General features: G+C 65.1%; 15 protein-coding genes. 7 read left to right on the top strand and 8 right to left on the bottom strand.

The genetic code is table 11. The annotated features are described in order from the left end of the window. Positions 1 to 2 precede the first annotated feature (2 nt). The 5 genes from gspD (at position 3) to LQ232_RS10465 (ending at position 7,037) form a co-directional block, all read left to right on the top strand. Positions 3 to 2,252 (top strand): type II secretion system secretin GspD, encoded by a 2,250-nt coding sequence (gspD, locus tag LQ232_RS10445; RefSeq protein WP_230180257.1) that lies wholly within the window; start codon positions 3 to 5, stop codon positions 2,250 to 2,252. Positions 2,253 to 2,255: 3 nt separating this feature from the next. After that, positions 2,256 to 3,680 (top strand): type II secretion system ATPase GspE, encoded by a 1,425-nt coding sequence (gspE, locus tag LQ232_RS10450; RefSeq protein WP_230180258.1) that lies wholly within the window; start codon positions 2,256 to 2,258, stop codon positions 3,678 to 3,680. Between the two features lie 18 nt (positions 3,681 to 3,698). Continuing rightward, the gene (gspF, locus tag LQ232_RS10455; protein ID WP_230180259.1) at positions 3,699 to 4,916 is read left to right on the top strand and encodes a type II secretion system inner membrane protein GspF; all 1,218 of its coding nucleotides are present in this window, start codon (positions 3,699 to 3,701) and stop codon (positions 4,914 to 4,916) included. Between the two features lie 98 nt (positions 4,917 to 5,014). Next, complete coding sequence (locus LQ232_RS10460; RefSeq protein WP_230180260.1) at positions 5,015 to 6,022, top strand: AAA family ATPase; 1,008 nt, start codon at positions 5,015 to 5,017, stop codon at positions 6,020 to 6,022. An 82-nt stretch (positions 6,023 to 6,104) separates the two neighbouring features. Next, positions 6,105 to 7,037 carry a 5'-nucleotidase gene (locus LQ232_RS10465; protein ID WP_230180261.1) on the top strand — a complete coding sequence of 311 codons (933 nt, stop codon included), beginning with the start codon at positions 6,105 to 6,107 and terminating at the stop codon, positions 7,035 to 7,037. Here LQ232_RS10465 and LQ232_RS10470 read toward each other — a convergent pair whose 3' ends face one another. The 4 genes from LQ232_RS10470 to LQ232_RS10485 are packed head-to-tail and all read right to left on the bottom strand — an operon-like array spanning position 7,038 to position 10,381. Further along, positions 7,038 to 7,643, bottom strand: a complete 606-nt coding sequence (locus LQ232_RS10470) for an MOSC domain-containing protein (protein ID WP_230180262.1) — start codon at positions 7,641 to 7,643, stop codon at positions 7,038 to 7,040. Positions 7,644 to 7,696: 53 nt separating this feature from the next. Then, entirely contained in the window at positions 7,697 to 8,863 is a 1,167-nt protein-coding gene (locus LQ232_RS10475) for a molybdenum ABC transporter ATP-binding protein (RefSeq protein ID WP_230180263.1), read from the bottom strand. Next, positions 8,860 to 9,591: a molybdenum ABC transporter permease gene (locus LQ232_RS10480; RefSeq protein ID WP_230180264.1), complete on the bottom strand. Its 732-nt coding sequence runs from the start codon at positions 9,589 to 9,591 to the stop codon at positions 8,860 to 8,862. Before LQ232_RS10480 ends, LQ232_RS10475 begins: the two co-directional genes overlap by 4 nt. Positions 9,592 to 9,595: 4 nt before the next feature. Beyond that, positions 9,596 to 10,381 (bottom strand): substrate-binding domain-containing protein, encoded by a 786-nt coding sequence (locus tag LQ232_RS10485; RefSeq protein ID WP_230180265.1) that lies wholly within the window; start codon positions 10,379 to 10,381, stop codon positions 9,596 to 9,598. A gap of 267 nt (positions 10,382 to 10,648) precedes the next feature. Here LQ232_RS10485 and LQ232_RS10490 point away from each other — a divergent pair, with 267 nt between their 5' ends. Together LQ232_RS10490 and LQ232_RS10495 are read left to right on the top strand one after the other, a co-directional pair. Next, positions 10,649 to 12,517 (top strand): phosphoenolpyruvate carboxykinase (GTP), encoded by a 1,869-nt coding sequence (locus tag LQ232_RS10490; RefSeq protein ID WP_230180266.1) that lies wholly within the window; start codon positions 10,649 to 10,651, stop codon positions 12,515 to 12,517. 225 nt (positions 12,518 to 12,742) lie between these two features. Then, on the top strand, positions 12,743 to 13,222 hold the full coding sequence (locus LQ232_RS10495) for an FxDxF family PEP-CTERM protein (protein ID WP_230180267.1): 480 nt from the start codon (positions 12,743 to 12,745) through the stop codon (positions 13,220 to 13,222). Between the two features lie 65 nt (positions 13,223 to 13,287). On the opposite strand, the gene LQ232_RS10500 is transcribed toward LQ232_RS10495, so the two are convergent. The 4 genes from LQ232_RS10500 to LQ232_RS10515 all read right to left on the bottom strand — a co-directional run bounded on the left by LQ232_RS10500 (position 13,288) and on the right by LQ232_RS10515 (position 17,739). Continuing rightward, complete coding sequence (locus LQ232_RS10500; protein ID WP_230180268.1) at positions 13,288 to 14,550, bottom strand: pectinacetylesterase family protein; 1,263 nt, start codon at positions 14,548 to 14,550, stop codon at positions 13,288 to 13,290. A 180-nt stretch (positions 14,551 to 14,730) separates the two neighbouring features. Continuing rightward, positions 14,731 to 15,642, bottom strand: a complete 912-nt coding sequence (locus LQ232_RS10505) for a LysR family transcriptional regulator (RefSeq protein ID WP_230180269.1) — start codon at positions 15,640 to 15,642, stop codon at positions 14,731 to 14,733. Then, entirely contained in the window at positions 15,639 to 16,679 is a 1,041-nt protein-coding gene (locus tag LQ232_RS10510; RefSeq protein ID WP_230180270.1) for an RNA methyltransferase, read from the bottom strand. Before LQ232_RS10510 ends, LQ232_RS10505 begins: the two co-directional genes overlap by 4 nt. After that, complete coding sequence (locus tag LQ232_RS10515; protein WP_230180271.1) at positions 16,669 to 17,739, bottom strand: AraC family transcriptional regulator; 1,071 nt, start codon at positions 17,737 to 17,739, stop codon at positions 16,669 to 16,671. Before LQ232_RS10515 ends, LQ232_RS10510 begins: the two co-directional genes overlap by 11 nt. Positions 17,740 to 17,793 lie beyond the last annotated feature (54 nt).

Here is a 17,793-nt window from a genome sequence, read left to right on the forward strand (position 1 = left end):
TCATGACGACCCATCCTCTGTTGTCTCGTCCCCGCGCAGTTGCGCTGGCCACGGCTTTGGCCTTCACCTTCGGTCCGGGTTGTCTGATGCCTTCGGCGCTGGCCGGTGCGGCCCAGGCGGCGCCCGTCAAGAAGGGCGGTCCCACCGTCACGCTCAACTTCGTCAATGCCGAGATTGAAGGCGTGGCGCGGGCCATGGCGGCCATCGTCGACCAGCAGATCCTGGTCGATCCACGCGTCAAGGGCACCATCACGCTGTACAGCGAGCAGCCGCTGACGCCGCGCGAGGCTTACCTGAACTTCCTGGCGGCCTTGCGTGGCCAGGGCTTTGCGATGGTTGAAGTGGCCGGCCTGCTCAAGGTGGTGCCTGAAGCCGATGCCAAGTTGCAAACCGGCACGGTGGAGGTGGGCAGTGCGGTCAAGCGCTCGGGTGACCAGATCCTGACGCAGATCTTTCGCCTGCAGTATGAAAACGTCAACAGCCTGGTGACGGTGCTGCGGCCGCTGATCAGCCCCAACAACACCATCAACGCCAATCCGGGCACCAACACCCTGGTGATCACGGACTACGCGGACAACCTCAAGCGCATCGGCCAGATGATCGCGGCCATGGACGTGCCCTCGTCAACCGACATGGAGGCCATGCCCTTGCAATACGCCATCGCGTCTGATCTGGCGCCCATGGTGCAGCGCATGGCCGATGGCGGTGGCGGCGCGTCGGTTCCTGGCGTGGGTGGCGGTCAGGCCACCATCGTCATGGCCGATCCGCGCACCAACACCTTGATGGTCCGCGCACCCAATCCTGCGCGACTGGCGCTGGTGCGCACGCTGATCCAGCGCCTTGACCGGCCCGGCACGGCCGGTCTGGGTGGCAGCGGCATCCACGTGATCTACCTGAAGAATGCCGATGCCGTGAAGCTGGCCCAGGTGTTGCGCGCCTCCTTCCCTGGGGCGGGTGGCTCGTCGGGTGGCGGCTCGTCCTCGTCCAGCAGTGGCAGTTCCGCCAGTGCTTCGCCCATCCCAACCGCGCCCAGCAGCCAAAACAGCAGCTCCAGCGGCACGGCCTCCACCCAATCCACCACCCCGGTGGCCGGGTCGGCTCAGCCCTCCACGGGCGGCTTCATCCAGGCTGACCCCAGCACCAATTCGCTCATCATCACAGCGACCGATGCCCTGTACAGGCAACTGCGTGCTGTGATTGACCAGCTGGATGGTCGCCGTGCGCAGATCTACATCGAGTCGATGATCGTGAAGGTCGATGCCGAAAAGGCTGCCCAGATGGGCGTGCAATGGGCGGGCGCCACGGGCACCAAGAACATTGTTGGGGCGGGCACCAACCTGCCCACCACTTCGTCGCCAGGGCTGGTGAGCCTGTTGGGCAGCGATGGCATCTCCAGCTTGGCCAGTGGCTTGAACATTGGTTTTGCACGTGCCCTGGGTAACGGCCGCTACAACCTGGCCGCGCTGGCCACCTTCCTCGAAACCGAGCTGGGCGGCAATGTGCTGTCCACGCCCAACATGGTGGCGCTGGACAACGAAGAAGCCAAGATCGTGGTGGGTGAGAACGTGCCCTTCGTGACGGGCTCTTACTCGAATGCCACGACCAGTTCCAGTGGCACCGTGAACCCTTTCCAGACCATCGACCGCAAGGACGTGGGCCTGACCTTGCGCGTTCGCCCGCAAGTGGGCGAGGGCGGCACTGTCCGCATGACGGTGTTCCAGGAAGACTCCAGCGTCAAGTCCACCAGCGGCACCAGTGGCCCCACCACCGCGAAAAGCTCCATTGAAACCACTGTGGTGGTCGACGATGGACAGGTGCTGGTTCTGGGCGGCCTGATCAAGGACGAGTATTCCGACAACGCGAGCAAGGTGCCTTTGCTGGGTGACATCCCTTACTTGGGCAACCTGTTCAAGAGCCAGGAACGCACCCGCAAGAAGACCAACCTGATGGTGTTCTTGCGGCCCATCGTGATGCGCACCCAGGAGGCCGCCAACGCCTTCACCCTGGACCGCTACGACTACATGCGCAACAAGCAGATCGAGAGCACGCCGCCTCAAAGCTCCTTGATGCGCATCAACGAAGTGCCCGTGCTGGACCCGCTCAAGCTGTCCAACAACTTGACGATGCCTTCGGTGCGACAGCCATTGGATGATGCCAATGCGCCTGCGCCCACGGTGGTGATGCCCGCTGAATCCGGCTTTGCCCCCAAGCTGTCACCCGCCAAGCCCGCTGCCAGCGGCGTGGAGAACTGAGCCATGGCCGTCCGCCATCCCCTGCCCTACGCCTTCGCCAAGGCGCACAGCCTGTTGCTGGAAAGCGATGGCGACCGTGCCACCTTGTGGGCCAGTGAACAGGTGTCGCGCTCGGCCTTGTCGGAGGTGATGCGGCTGTTCGTGATCGACACCCTGGAGCGTGAGCCCGCCGAGTCGCTGGGCCAGCGCATCGCGGCAGCCTACGCGGGTGGCGAGGGCAGTGCTGCCGCTGTGGTGGGCGAGGTGGAAAACGCCGTCGACCTGTCGCGCATGATGCAGGACCTGCCGGCGGTCGAGGACTTGCTGGAAGCCTCGAACGACGCGCCCATCATCCGGATGCTGAACGCGCTGCTGACACAGGCGGCCAAGGATGGTGCCTCCGACATCCACATTGAACCGTATGAACGCTCATCGGCCGTGCGCTTCCGCGTGGACGGCACGCTGCGCGAAGTGGTGCAGCCCAACAAGGCCCTGCACGCCGCTTTGATCTCGCGCCTGAAGATCATGGCCGAGCTGGACATCTCCGAGAAGCGCATGCCGCAAGACGGCCGCATCTCGTTGCGCATTGGCGGCCGCGCCGTCGACGTGCGGGTGTCCACTTTGCCCTCGGCCCATGGCGAGCGCGCCGTGCTGCGTCTGCTCGACAAGGGTGACGCCAACAAGTTCACGCTCGAATCCTTGGGCATGAGCGGCGAGTCGCTGGACCGTTTCAAACGCCTGCTGCGCCAGCCGCACGGCATCGTGCTGGTCACCGGCCCCACCGGCTCGGGTAAGACGACCACGCTGTACGCGGGCTTGAGCACGCTGGACGCCACCACCACCAATGTGCTGACGGTGGAAGACCCGGTCGAATACGAGCTGCATGGCATCGGCCAAACACAGGTCAACGCCCGCATTGATTTGACCTTCGCCAAGGCCTTGCGCGCCATCCTGCGGCAAGACCCGGACGTGATCATGATCGGTGAAATCCGCGACTTCGAGACTGCGCAGATCGCCGTGCAGGCTTCGCTGACGGGTCACTTGGTGCTGGCCACCCTGCACACCAATGACGCGGCCAGTGCCGTCACGCGTTTGACCGACATGGGCATCGAGCCCTTCCTGCTCAGTTCCAGCTTGCTGGGCGTGATGGCGCAGCGCCTGGTGCGCAAGCTGTGCGTGCATTGCAAGCGCGAAGACGAATACCACCGCTGGCACCCCGTGGGTTGCGCCGCTTGCGGCATGACTGGCTACAAGGGCCGCACCGGCGTGTACGAGTTGCTGGTGGCCGACGACAACATCCGCGCCTTGATCCACGCCCAGGCTTCCGAAGCCCAGTTGTTCGAGGCCGCGGCCAAGAACGGCATGAAGGTCATGCGCGAAGACGGTGACCGCCTGGTGGCCGAAGGCGTCACCTCGCTGGAAGAAGTGTTGCGCGTCACGCGCGAATAAGGCCGAAGAGACCGCACCATGCCCGCCTTCCGTTTTGAAGCCTTGGAGACCAGTGGCAAGACCGTCACCGGTCTGGTCGACTCCGACAACCCCAAGACCGCGCGCGCGCAATTGCGCTCGCAACAGTTGGTGCCGCTGAAGATCGAGCCGGTGCAGGTCACCGAAGAGCAAGGCCAGCAGCGCAGCATGTTCACGCGGCGGGCCTTCAACTCGACCTCGCTGGCGATCTGGACGCGGCAGCTGTCGGGCCTGGTGTCGGCGGGCTTGCCGCTGGAGCGTGCGCTCACGGCCCTGGCCGATGAGTCCGAAGACCCGCAGCAGCGCGAATTGGTGGCGCACCTGCGCTCCGAGGTGAATGCCGGCTCGCCCTTTGCGCGTGCGCTGTCAGGCTCGCCCAAAGAGTTCGACGAGGTCTACCGAGGTGTGGTGGCGGCCGGCGAGCAAAGTGGCCAGTTGGGCACCGTGCTTGAAAAGCTGGCCGACGACCTGGAAGAGCAGGGCGCTCTCAAATCCAAGCTGATTGGCGCCACGCTGTACCCGGCGGTGGTGTCGGTGTTCGCCATCGTGGTGGTGGTGGCCTTGCTGGTGTTCGTGGTGCCGCAGGTGGCCCAGGTGTTCAGCAGCAGCAAGCGGGCCTTGCCCATCCTCACCCGCGTCATGCTGGGCCTGAGCGCCTTCATGCGCGAATGGGGCTGGCTGCTCATCTTGCTGATGATCGGTGGCTTCACCTCCCTGGTGTTTGCCTTGCGCGGTGAGGCCTTCCGCCGCAAGTTCGACAGCTTCACCCTGGGCGTGCCCGTGATCGGGCGGCTGATCCGTGGCTACAACGCCGCGCGGTTTGCCGGCACTTTGGCCATGCTGGCCGGATCGGGCGTGCCCATCTTGAAAGCCTTGCAGGCGGCCGCTGAAACCTTGTCCAACCGCGCCATGCGGGCTGATGCCATGGAAGCCCTGGTGCAGGTGCGCGAGGGTGCGCCGCTGGCTTCGGCCCTGGCCGCCAAGAAGCGCTTTCCGGGTTTGCTGTCGATGTTTGCGCGCCTGGGCGAGCAGACCGGGCAGTTGCCGGTGATGCTGCAACGCGCGGCCAAGCAGCTCAGCACCGAGGTGCAGCGCAAGGCCCTGGCCATTGCGACGGTGCTCGAGCCCTTGCTGATCGTGTTCATGGGCCTGATGGTGATGCTCATCGTCATGTCCGTCATGATGCCGATCATGCAAATGAACACCTGGGTGAAGTAAACACGATATACGGCTGGGGATACCCCTTGTTCGGGGCCTCGCAAGCGGGTGCGTTTGTTGCATGATGGGCTCAGCGTCTTCGTTGTCGGAGGTTGAGCATGAACACTGGTTGTGAACTGGTCACGGTGCAAAACGAGGGAGCGCGTCCGCGCATCCCGATCGCGCACATGCGCCATGTCTATCGGCTTGCCGAAGTCGAAAAACGTTTGGGCAAGCTGCCGCCCCGCGAACACGAAACCCTGCGCGCCACCTATGAGCGCATGCTGGAGATGGGACCTGACCGCTTCCAGGTCAAGCCCTCCGGGTTGCCAGCGATGGACTACCTGTACGAAGACCTTCCCAATTTTCACGAAGCGCTGGATGACCTGAAGCGCCAACTGGCTTTGTGCGCCGACAGCCGCGACGCGCTCGAGATCACGCCCATGTTGTTGCTGGGGCCACCCGGTGTGGGCAAGACGCACTTCGCGCGTGAAGTGTCGCAGCTGCTGGGCACTGGCATGGGCTTCGTGTCCATGAGTTCCATGACGGCGGGCTGGGTGCTGTCGGGCTCGTCCAGTCAGTGGAAGGGCGCGCGGCCCGGCAAGGTTTTTGAAACCCTGGTCGAGGGCCAGTACGCCAACCCGGTCATGGTGGTCGACGAGATCGACAAGAGCGGAGGCGAGCACGCCTATGATCCGCTGGGCTCGCTTTACAGCCTGCTGGAGCACGACACCGCCGGCCACTTCACCGACGAGTTCGCCGAAGTGCCCATCGATGCCAGCCAGGTGATCTGGGTGGCCACGGCCAACGAGGCGCGCGGCATCCCCGATCCCATCCTGAACCGCATGAACGTGTTCGAGATCGAGATGCCCAGCGAAGAGGCGGCGCGCAAGATCGCGTCGAAGCTGTACCGCAGCATCCGCGCCGACCATGATTGGGGGCAGCGGTTTGACCCCGACTTGAGCGAGGCCGTGCTGGCCAGCCTGAGCCACCTGGCGCCGCGTGAGATGCGCCGCGCCTTGATGACGGCGTTCGGCAATGCCAAGCTGGATGGCCGGCACCGCCTGGAAACGCGCGACCTGCCCGATGCACAGGGTCGCCGCACGCCGATGGGGTTCACGCAGTGACGGTGCACTGACGACAAGCTGATGGCGCGCCGCTCGGCGATACTGGGCCCTTCAATTCCAATGATTGCAAGGGTGCATCCAGATGGCCGTCAGTTTGTCAGGGCAGTTGGTGGTGGCGATTTCATCGCGTGCGCTGTTCGATTTCGAGCAGGAGAACCTGCTGTTCGACCAGGGCGCGGGCGACCGCGCCTACATGAAACACCAGCTCAAGCGCCTCGACGAGCCCGCCAAGCCTGGCGTGGCCTTCTCGCTGGTGCGCAAGCTGCTGGCTTTCAATTCGCCTGATCAACCGCGCGTCGAGGTGGTCATCCTGTCGCGCAACGACCCGGTGTCGGGCATGCGGGTGTTCCGCTCGGCGCGGCACTATGGCTTGCCGATCCAGCGCGGGGTGTTCACGCGGGGCGAATCACCTTACCGCTATTTGCGGCCGTTGCGGGCGCATCTGTTCCTCTCGGCCAACGAGGCCGATGTGCGCTCGGCCTTGCTGGAAGGCGTGCCCGCCGCGCGCGTGCTGCCCCATTCAGCCCATGCTGGCGAAGCCCACCCGCGGGAGGTGCGCATTGCCTTTGACGGTGACGCGGTGCTGTTCTCGGACGAGGCTGAGCAGGTGTACCAAAGCTCGGGCCTGGATGCTTTCCAGTTGCACGAGCAGGAGCGCGCCGCCAAGCCTTTGCCGGCCGGGCCCTTCAAGCCGCTTTTGCAGGCTTTGCATGATTTGCAGCAACGCGGTCAGGTTTTGGAAGACCAGGGCGGCATGCGCATCCGCACCGCCCTGGTCACCGCGCGCAGCGCACCGGCGCACGAGCGCGCCATCCGTACCTTGATGGACTGGGACATCGAAGTGGACGAGGCGATGTTCCTGGGCGGCTTGCCCAAGGGCGAGTTCTTGCGCGAGTTCGAGCCCGATTTCTTCTTCGACGACCAGACTGGTCATGTGGACGGGGCGGCGCCCCATGTGCCTGCTGGCCATGTGATGAGTGGCGTGTCCAACGCCATCATCGAGACCCTGGGTTGATCAGGACTTGCGCCGCATGTGGGACTTGAACAGCTCGGCGATGCTGACCTGGCGTGGGCCGGGGATCAGCTCATAGCCTTCACCCGCCGCGATGGTGCCGGGCGCCCGCACGGCCAGGTAGAAGCCGCAATAACCAGACTGCGCCATCATCTTGACCGCCTGGTTGAAGCCCATCACCGCCGCGAACTTGAAGCAAGGGTGGCGCGGCTCGCTGATGGCCAAGGTGCAATCCGGAAACTTCAGCACATCGCCAATGTAGGCGTCGCTTTCAAGCAGGCCGGTGATGGTGAGGTTCTCGCCCAGCATGCCGTGGGGCAGGGTCTCGTCCCAGGTTTGCGATTGGGCCTGGGCGCGCACGGTTTGCCAGAAGGGGTAGTGCTCGTGAGGGTAGGCGTAGACTGCTTTGGACAGGCCACCATGCACGGTGGGGTCGGCTTGCTCGTCCAGGTGCAGGCCCATGGCCTTGACCTCGATGCGCTGGGGTGAGGCCAGCGAGCTGACCGACCGCTTGCCAATGGCCGTGAGCACGGACTTGCCGTCAATGAGAAGGGGTTGGGCCTGCGCGGTGTTGACGGACAAGACACGGCGATCAACAACGGCAGACATGGGTGACTCCTGGAGGGTGGCAAAGTGATGTGAGCCATCCAAGCATATCAACTTCAGCGCCAGGAAGAGACCGCCACGGACATGGCCTTGAAGCTGGCCACGCAAGGCTGGCCCGGCGCCAGGTCCATCTGCTGGATGGAGCGCCGGGTGAGCAAGGCCCAGATCTGCACACCGGGCTGGATGGAGAAATCGCCGGTTTCGCGCACGTGGTCCAGCTCGACCCCCACGGCGCCGTAAGAGCCGTTCTCGCCGGCCAGCATGATCTGGGTGATGCGGCCACGCAGCTGGTTGCTGGCGCTGCTGCCCTCCAGGACGTCGGGGTGCAGGCTGATGTCGCGGGCGCGGATCTTCAGGCGCACCTTGCGGCCGACGGCGTGCAGCGCGGCGGGCACCGTCACGCGCTGGCCGGCCACGTCAACCTCGCTGAGCAGCCATTCGATGTCATGCCGCTTGACTTCGCCCTCGATCACGCTGCCCGCGTTCAGGCCCTCCAGGAAGGTGGACAGGGACACGTCCGACAAGATCTGGGAGACGGTGCCGCCACTGGTCATGCGCCCTTCGTGCAGCACGATCACGTCGTCGGCCATGCGGATCACCTCGTTCATGCGCGGGCTGATCAGCACCACCGGGAGTTTGGAGCGCGTGGGGATCTGGGCCAGCAAGTCCAGCAAAGGGGGCTGGTCGTGTTCGGGCACTCCGCTCAAGGGGTCGTCCAGCAGGATGGCCCGGGGCGCCGACAGCAGTGCCCGGCCCAAGGCCACCTTGAAGCGTTGCGATGGCGTCAGGCGCGCTGGACGGGCCTTGAACAGCGAGCGCAGGTCCAGCCACTGGGTCACGGCGTCGAAGGTGGGGCCGTTCACGGGTTTGGGCGCGCGGGCCAGACCGTATTCCAGGTTGCCCTGCACGCTCAGGTGGGGAAACAGGTGGGCGTGGCCGTCCAGCCAAGCCAGGCGGCGTTGGTGCGGCGGCAGGTTCACGCCCGATGACGAGTCGTAGATGGCCTGGTGGCCCAGCGCGACCCGCCCACCCAGGGCGGGGTGAAGCCCGGCCGCGGCTTTCAGCAAGGCCGATTTGCCCGCCCCACCACGCCCCACGATGGCGCACACACGCCCCGGCAGGACGCGGAACTGGGCCTGGATGTCCAAGCCGGGTTGCTGCACGCGCAATTCCACGCTCAGGGGCGAGGGCAGGGCCTTGGGCGGCTTGCTTGTGTCGTTCATGGGCGCGATCCCCGGGGCTGCTGGGTGGTGGCCGTCCAGCGGCCTTGCCAGTGGCGGCGTCCGGCTTCGCTCAGCAAAACCGCCACCACGGCGACGCCCACCGAGACCAGGGCCAGGCGGGTGGCGGCGCCCAGGTTGTCGGGCGAGCGCAAGGCCTGGATCAGCGCCAGGGGCACGCTGTGCTCTGGGTGGCCCACGCGGGGATTGGGCTGCAAGGCCGCTGACAGCACCAAGGTGGCGCCGGTCTCGCCCCAGGCCGCCGCCAGCCCCAGGGCCATGGCCGACAGCACGGCCGGGGTGGCCAGGGGCAAGGTGATGCTCCACCAGGCACTCCAGGGCGAGGCGCCCAACGTCTGTGCCAGGGGTGCCATCATGGGGTCAATGGCCTCGAACGCGGGCCGCAGCACCCGCACCATCAGGGGCACGGTGACCAAGGTGGCAGCCAGCACCGCGCCGCTGGGGAAGAAGCTCAGGGTCCAGCCAGTCAGGTGTCCGATCTGGTTGCCCAGCTCGCCATCGTCGCTCAGGCCCATCAGCAAGGCGAAACCGACCACTGCGGGCGGCAAAGCCATGGGCAGCAGCACGACCGTGTTCAGCAGCCAGTGGCCATGCCACCTGGCCTTGGCCATCACCGAGGCCAGCACCACCGCGGGCGGGGTGCTGACCAACAGCGTGAGCAGGGCAATCTGCCCGCTCAGCCAGATGGCGTCGAGCTCCCAGGCGCTCACGGCCTCAGCCCTGCGCTTTTTGCCACACGGATCCGGGGGCGGTGACGGCTTGTCGCCCCAACGGACCTTGCAGCCACTTCACCAGCAGCTTGCCAGCGGGGTGGGGCGTCTTGAACGAACGGGCCACCTGGCAGTTCAGCCAAAGGCGAGGATCCTGGTCAACCAGGACCTTGCGGGCATTGCGTTCAGCGCGGGACATTTTTTGCCAATCAGCCAAGGTCAACCATTGATAGGGAAGTGGTGCGGCGCTCGCCGACGACGTGCCCGTGCTGGCGGCGCGGGCAGGCAGATGCTGGGCGCCCAGGGTGCTGGTCAGGGTGTCGCTCAGGCCGGCCAATGCCGAATCCTTGGGTGCGGGTGACCAACGGCAAGCGCCCGCCGCCTGGCCGGCCAGGATCTGATGCAAGGCGCGGACCACGTCGCGCTCGCCCCGCACGCCAGCCGGGTCGGAGGCCGGCCCTACCAGCAGGACCTGGGTGCGGGCCAGCGTGTGGCGGTCATGGATCAGGCCTTGCTGTTCGAGGCGATCGGCCAGCGGGTGGCTCAGGAACAGCCCGATGGGCAACTCGCCAGATTCCAGCTGCCGCAAAATGGTGCCGGACGGTTCGCGAACCCAATTGGCGGCGAGGCCCAGGTCGCGGCCCATGGCGGCTTTCCAGCGCACCGCCAAGCCGGTGTCCTGCAGCAGGCCATCGACCCCCAGGCGCACCGGCTCGGCGGTCTGTGCCCACACCGACCCCGGCAAGCTCAGCCATGCGGCGGTCCATCCCATCCAATCCCGTCGATTCATCGTTCCACCTTATCAAGGGCCTGGCCTATTGTCGCGTAGTGGAATCCAGGGCTTGCCATCGGGCTGGCGCGGTGTTTGCTGTGTGATGGAGTTGGCACCCTGGCGGAAACCCCTCGGAAAGGGGGGGAACTCAAACCGAAAGTGCTGGACTAAACTACGAGGTTTCGCTGTTTGGCTTTCGTGCCAACCGGCAGGGTGTCGAGAGCGCAGCCCGCAAGCTGTTGCCGCGCTGTCGAGACCCTGTTTTTTACTTTTGGAGCCATTGTCATGAACCAAACCGTCTCGCAGGGGGTACCTTTGAATACCCCCGCTTACGTCAAGAATGCCAAGCTGATCGCCTGGGTGGCCGAAATCGCCGCCCTGACGCAAGCCAAGGACATCTACTGGTGCGATGGCACTGAAGAAGAATACAACCGCTTCTGCAACCAATTGGTTGCAGCCGGCAGCTTCAAGAAGCTGAACCCCGAACTGCGCCCCAACAGCTACTTGGCCGTGACCGACCCGTCGGACGTGGCCCGCGTGGAAGACCGCACCTTCATCTGCTCCGACCGCAAGGAAGACGCCGGCCCCACCAACAACTGGTGCGAGCCCGCTGAGATGCGCGCCAAGCTGCAAACCGGCGAAGGCGCCCTGTTCAAGGGCTGCATGAAGGGCCGCACCATGTACGTGGTGCCTTTCAGCATGGGCCCTCTGGGCTCGCCCATCGCCCACATCGGCGTTGAGCTGTCCGACAGCGCATACGTGGCCGTCAACATGAAGCTCATGACCCGCATGGGCAAGGGCGTGATCGACGTGCTGGGCGCCGATGGCGAATTCGTGCCTTGCGTGCACACCGTGGGCGCCCCGCTCGAAGCGGGCCAAAAGGACAGCGTCTGGCCTTGCAACCCCACCGTCAAGTACATCGTTCACTACCCCGCCACGCGCGAAATCTGGTCCTACGGCTCCGGCTACGGCGGCAATGCGCTGCTGGGCAAGAAGTGCTTCGCCCTGCGCATTGCTTCCACCATGGGCCGCGACCAAGGCTGGCTGGCCGAGCACATGCTGCTCTTGGGCGTGACCGACCCGAATGGCAAGAAGTCGCACATCGCGGCGGCTTTCCCCAGCGCCTGCGGCAAAACCAACTTCTCGATGCTGATCCCGCCTGAGGGCTACAAGGGCTGGAAGGTCACCACCATCGGTGACGACATCGCCTGGATCAAGCCCGGAGCCGATGGCCGCCTGTACGCCATCAACCCAGAAGCCGGCTACTTTGGCGTGGCACCCGGCACCAACGACCTGACCAACCACAACTGCATGCAATCGGTGCTGCGCGACACCATTTTCACCAACGTCGCCCTGACCGACGATGGCGACGTGTGGTGGGAAGGCATGACCGACACGCCCCCGGCCCACCTCATCGACTGGCAAGGCAAGGACTGGACGCCCCAGATCGCCAAAGAAACCGGCGCCAAGGCTGCCCACCCCAACGCCCGCTTCACCGTGGCCGCGACCAACAACCCGGCGCTCGACCCCGAGTGGGACAATCCCGCTGGCGTCGCCATCGATGCCTTCATCTTCGGCGGCCGCCGCTCCACCACCGTGCCCCTGGTGACCGAAGCCCGTGACTGGACCGAAGGTGTCTACATGGCCGCCACGATGGGTTCCGAGACCACCGCCGCGGCCTTCGGCCAGCAAGGCGTGGTGCGCCGCGATCCTTTCGCCATGCTGCCTTTCATGGGCTACAACATGAGCGACTACTTCCAGCACTGGTTGAACGTGGGCGCCAAGCTGCAAGCCGCTGGCCACAAGGTGCCGCCGGTTTACTGCGTGAACTGGTTCCGCAAGGGTGCCGACGGCAAGTTCGTGTGGCCTGGTTACGGCGAGAACATGCGGGTGCTGGAATGGATCCTGGGCCGCATCGCCGGCACCACCAAAGGCGTGGAAAACGCCTTTGGCCTGAGCCCCACCTACGAAGACATCAACTGGAACGGCCTGAACTTCACCAAGGAGCAGTTCCAGTCGGTGATCGGCATCGACACCGCCGCCTGGCAGCAAGAGCTGAAGTTGCACGACGAGTTGTTCCAACAATTGTCGTACCACCTGCCGGCCGAGATGCCCGCCACCAAAGCCAAGATCGAGCAGCGCCTGGCCGCCTGATTTTTTGGCTGACGAGAAAAATGGCCCTTCGGGGCCATTTTTTCGTTTCTGTGACACGCGCCGTGCGCCATTTACTCCATTTGTAACCCCAGTGACCTAGGGTTGTTACCTTTACCCCCCAAGACAGGGGGTATGACATGCCAGCACATGGACATATAAAAGAGCGGTCGCGGTCCTGAAGCTTTTTGGGTCAGCGATCCGTTAGATAACTATTGGAGGTTGCTTATGAAATTGAAAATGTTGGTAGCTGCTGCTTCCCTCGTGGTGGCAGGTTCGGCAATGGCTGGTGCGCCAGCTTTGCCCGGCGGCGATCTGGGTGCTCTGACACCCACGCCCGCTCTGTTCCTGGGCACTGGTGCATTCGCCACTGGCGGCACGATCGCTGACACGTACACCTTCTCGGTGGGCGGCAACAGCGATCTGATCGGTTCGATTGGTGGCTATGGCGCCACCTTCAGTTCCGTGCTGATCGATGGTGTGGCCACTTCGTTGACGTCGACCACGACGGGCTACGGGTTCAGCTTCACCGGTTTGTCGTCGGGTTCACACACCCTGAAGGTGGAAGGCGCTTTCCCAAGCATCTACACCTACATCGGCAGTGTGTATTCCACGCCTTCCGCTGTGCCTGAGCCAGAATCCCTGGCCCTGATCTTCGCAGGTCTGGGTGTGGTGGGCCTGGTGGCTCGTCGCCGCCAAGCGGTCTGATTTTTCAGCAGACTGGTTAAAAAGAAAGCGCCCCTCGGGGCGCTTTTTCATTGGGTCTCAGCTTGTCAGGGGATCAGGGGCGCCAGCCAGTCGGCGAACATGTCGCTCAGCAAGACGCGCTGGGTGGTGGGCTTGGTTTCGTAGGCGCGCATGACCGGGCCCCTGCCGTCCAGCAGGTTGTCGACGAACTCGCCCACGTGGTTGAGCTTCTTCTCGACGATGCTGGTGCCACCGAAGGTGACGATGGTGGTGCAATGCGAGCCGTTGATGTCACGCTTGTTGGGGATGTAGTAGCCCACATTGGTCGGTGTCATCTGGGCAATCCAAGGCTCGATCTCCTGGCGCCACTTCACGTTCAGCATTTTCAGGCGCTCTTCGTTGGTGGCGGCGTTGGCGATCTCGGGGTAGAACTTCTGGTACGAGAAGGCCGAGAAGTTGGTGTCTTCCTGGAACATCGTGTAGCCGATGCGGTCATTCGGGAAGATCTTGCCCAGGCCGGCGGTGATCGAGCCCATGTTGTTCGCATCGCCAGCGCCAGGGTATTTGGTGATCAACTGGGTGACCAGGCCGTCAGGGCCGTCCAGCCCCCAAACTTCGCGGATCTTGTTGTGCAGCAGCACGGACGGGGCTTGCTCGGGTGTGGCTGTGCGCGGCACGTTGAACAGCGGGCCGGAGTCGGCGGCCAGGGCCATCTTCTTGGGCTTGAGCGTGGTGCGGAAGGCGGCGTAGTTGGCTGTGGAACCCACGCCGCCGGCCGAGAAGCCGGTCAGCAGCAGGTGGTCGGGCTGGGGCATGTTCTTGGCCATCCAGTTCGCCACGGCTTGCGCGTTGATGGCGCCGCGGTGGAAGTAGGTCATGGGGTTGGCCGGGTCGGTGTTGTTGTACACGTTGACCTTGTTGCCGGTGTGCACGTCGCCGGTGCAATACGTCAGGTAGACGATGTTCCAGCTTTGGGTCTGCACGGCTTGCAGGGGATGGATGCGGGCGGTGAAGGGGGTCACCAGGCCGAGGTGGGCCTGGCGGTTCCAGTCGCTCATGTAGTTGGTGGGGATGCCATCGGGGTTGACGGCGTTGAGCAGCGAGCCGCCCTTGCACGCCGCCTGGTCCCAGCAGGCGCCGCCGCCTTCGAACATGACCACGGCCTTGCTGTTGAAGGGCGTGCGGTTGACGAAGAAACGGTAAGGCGTGCCGTTGCCGCAGGTGGCGCCGCTGGACGCGGGCAGCTCAACCATTTCCCACTTGAAGTAGGCGGCGTGCGCGGCCAGGCTGGTCAGCAAGGTGACGCCAACGGCCTTTGCCGTGGCCACCATCAGTGATTTCAAATTCATGTCAACGCTCCGTGGATGAAAGGTGTCTTCCAATGACATGGAGTTTGAAACACGGTGTTTTTTCAAGCCTTGGGCATTCCCCTTGGGTGCTCGCCGCCCCCCTGGAATCAGGGGTCGCCAACTGTCAATCGCCTGACGGTTCGCGCGTTTAACGCCACGGGTTGACCCTTGGCGTGTGCTTCAGGCCAGCCACTCGATGCCGGGCAGCTTGGCGCACTGCTGGCGCATGATCTCGGCCATGTCCTGCATGTAGGGCTGCGTGGCCAGGGCCTTGGGGCAGATGGCGTGCAGCTCGCTCCACAGGCCCTTGGGGCCGATGGGCACGGCCTTGACGTAGTCGTGCTCCAGGTAGCTTTGCAGGCCCCAACTGGGCAGGGCGGCGATGCCCCGGCGGCTGGCCACCAGTTGCACGATGGCCACCGTGAGCTCGGCGGTGCGGCGCGCAGGTTCGATGCCCGCAGGCTTGAGGACTTCGCGGATCAGGTCGATGCGCTGTTCGGGCACGGGGTAGGTGATCAAGGTTTCGCCATCGAAATCTTGCGCGCTGAGGTGGCGCTTGTGGCGCAGCTTGTGCTCGTTGGCGACCACGGCCAGGATCTCGAAGCGGAACAAGGGCGAGACCGACCAGGGGCGCTGGGTTTTGGGCTTGGAGCCAATGACCAGGTCGGCACGGCCCTCTTTCAGCAGGGCCAGCGGGTCGGCGTGGAAGCCGGCCACCAAGTCGACCTCGACCTCGGGCCAGCGCTGGCGGAACTCGTGCATGACGGGCATCAGCCAGTCGAAGCAGGTGTGGCATTCGAGCACGATGCGCAGCTCGCCCTTGGCGCCGCCTTGCAGGCGCTGCAGGTCGCGTTCGGCGGCGCCGATGTCGGCGAGCACGGTGCGGGCCAGGGCCAGCAGCCGATCGCCCGCGGGGGTGAAGCGCAGGCCCTGGCGGGTGCGCTCGAAGAGGGCCAGGCCGTGGTGTTCTTCCAGGGCGCGGATCTGGTGCGACAGGGCGGACTGGCTGAGGTGCACGCGCTCCGCGGCGGTGGCCAGCTTGCCGGTGTCGGCGATGGCGACCAGGGATTTCAGGTGGCGGACTTCGATCATGGCCGCACGATGCGCACGGGCTTGGGTTTGTTGAGCACGGCGGCGGCATCGCGGGCGCGCAGTTGGCCGCAGCCGGCGTCCACATCCTGTCCGGCCGATTGGCGCAGCTTGGTCAAAATGCCGCGCCGGTGCAGGCTGCGCGCGATTTCGGTGGCGCGCTCCCACGATGGGCGCTTGAAGTCGAGTTCGTCGACCGTGTTGTACGGGATCATGTTCATCAGCGCGTACTTGCCCTTGAGCAGACGCACGATGCCGTCGAGCTCTTCCTCGCTGTCGTTGAGGCCATCGATCAACGTCCATTGGTACTGGATGGGGTAGCCGGTGCTGCGGGCGTAGTGCTCGCCCATCTCGACCAAGTCGGCCGGGTCGATGCGCGGGGCGCGGGGCAGCAGTTGCGCGCGCAGTTCGGGCTTGGTGGAGTGCAATGACAGGGCCAGTGCAGGCTTGACCTCGCCCTGAGGCAGGCGCTCGAAGGCGCGCGGGTCGCCCACGGTCGAGAAGACCAAATTCTTGTGGCCGATGCCGCCGCAGGTGCCCAGCAGTTCGATGGCTTCGAGCACGTTGTCGAGGTTGTGCGAAGGCTCGCCCATGCCCATGAACACGACCTTGGTGACGCGGCGTCGGGCTCTGGCCAGTGCCACTTGCGCGACGATCTCGGCGCTGCCGACCTGGCGCAGCAGGCCATCTTTGCCGGTCATGCAGAAGACGCAGCCGACGGCGCACCCCACCTGGGACGACACGCACAGGCCATCGCGGGGCAGCAGCACGCTTTCCACCGTCTGGCCATCGTTCAGGCCGATCAGCAGGCGGGACGAGCCGTCTTCGCCGGGGTGCTCGGAGCGCACGTGGGCCAGGGCGTTCAGGTCGGCGAGCAAGGCGGGCAGGACGTTGCGCACGCCAAGCGGCAGGAAGTCTTCCGGGCGGCGCTTGCCGCTGTCCATGGGCAAGGCCTGCGACCACAGCCGCAGGATCTTGTCTTCGTGGCAGGGCTTGGCGCCGTGGGCACGCAAACGCTGGCGGATGTCGTCAATGCGCATGGGGTGGCAGTGTAGGCGCGGCCTGCCGCCAGGTGCTGGGCGATGAGCCCGTCCAGCGCTTGAAGGCGCGGGTGAAGGCGCTGACCTCCGAGAAACCCAGCAGGAAAGAGATCTCGCCGACGGAGTACCGCGCAGAAGTGAGGTAATCCAAGGCGAGCTGGTGGCGCGTCTGGTTGAGCACGTCGCGGTAACTGGTGCCCTGGTCGGCCAGGCGGCGTTGCAGGGTGCGCAGGGTCGTGCCCAGGCGGCGGGTGACGTCTTCCTGGCGGGGTTCGCCACTGGGCAGCATTTCTTTCAGCACGGCGGCCAGTTGCTGCGGCAGGCCGCGGTCGGGCCAGTGCGAGCGGTAGCGGTCCATGGCCTCTTCACTGGCCTTGACAACTTCCAGGTTGGCGAAGGACAGAGGCTTGTGCAGCGTGACGTGGTCGACCACCAGCGCGTTGTCCTCGCAACCGTAGACGGGCGTGCAGCGAAACACCTTTTCGAACTTGGCGTGGTCCTTGGGGCGCTGGCGTTGCAGGCGCAGTTCCAGTGGCATGAAGTCGCGGCCATAGAGCATGCGCGAGCCGCGCACCAGGGTCAGCATGGCGTAGTCGTAGATGCTCCAGACGGTGGCCGGCTCGGCGGTGCCCAGCAGGGCCTGGTCGCCCGTGATGGTGAGGCGGCCGGCGCCGTCGTCCAATTGAAAGCGCACGTCGGCGGCGTCGGTGACCACGTGGGCGTAGCGGGCAAGACGCAAGTACATCTGGGCCAGGTTGTCAGAGGCCATCAGGGCGTAACCCAGGGCGCTGAAGTTCAGGGGCATGAACTGCAGGGCCAGGTCCACGCCCAACAGCTCTTCGCCCGTGGCCTGAAGGGCTTTCTGCCAGAAAGCCAGGCCCAGGTGGGCGGGATAGCGCGCCATGGGGTCGCTCAGGGTCGACAGGTCCAGGCCCACCTCGCGCAGCAGGGCGTCGGCGTCCACACCGCGCCGCTCCACCGCGCTTTTGGCGGCCAGCAGCCAACTGCGCAGGGCCGAGGCGTCAGAGGCAGGCGGGGTCAAGGGGGGCAGGGAGCTCATGCAAGGGGCGGGGCGAGGCAGACGGGGTCAAGTCGATTGGCGCAAAAGGGCAAG

Source organism: Aquabacterium sp. CECT 9606 (genome assembly GCF_918741295.1).
GTDB lineage: Bacteria > Pseudomonadota > Gammaproteobacteria > Burkholderiales > Burkholderiaceae_C > Aquabacterium.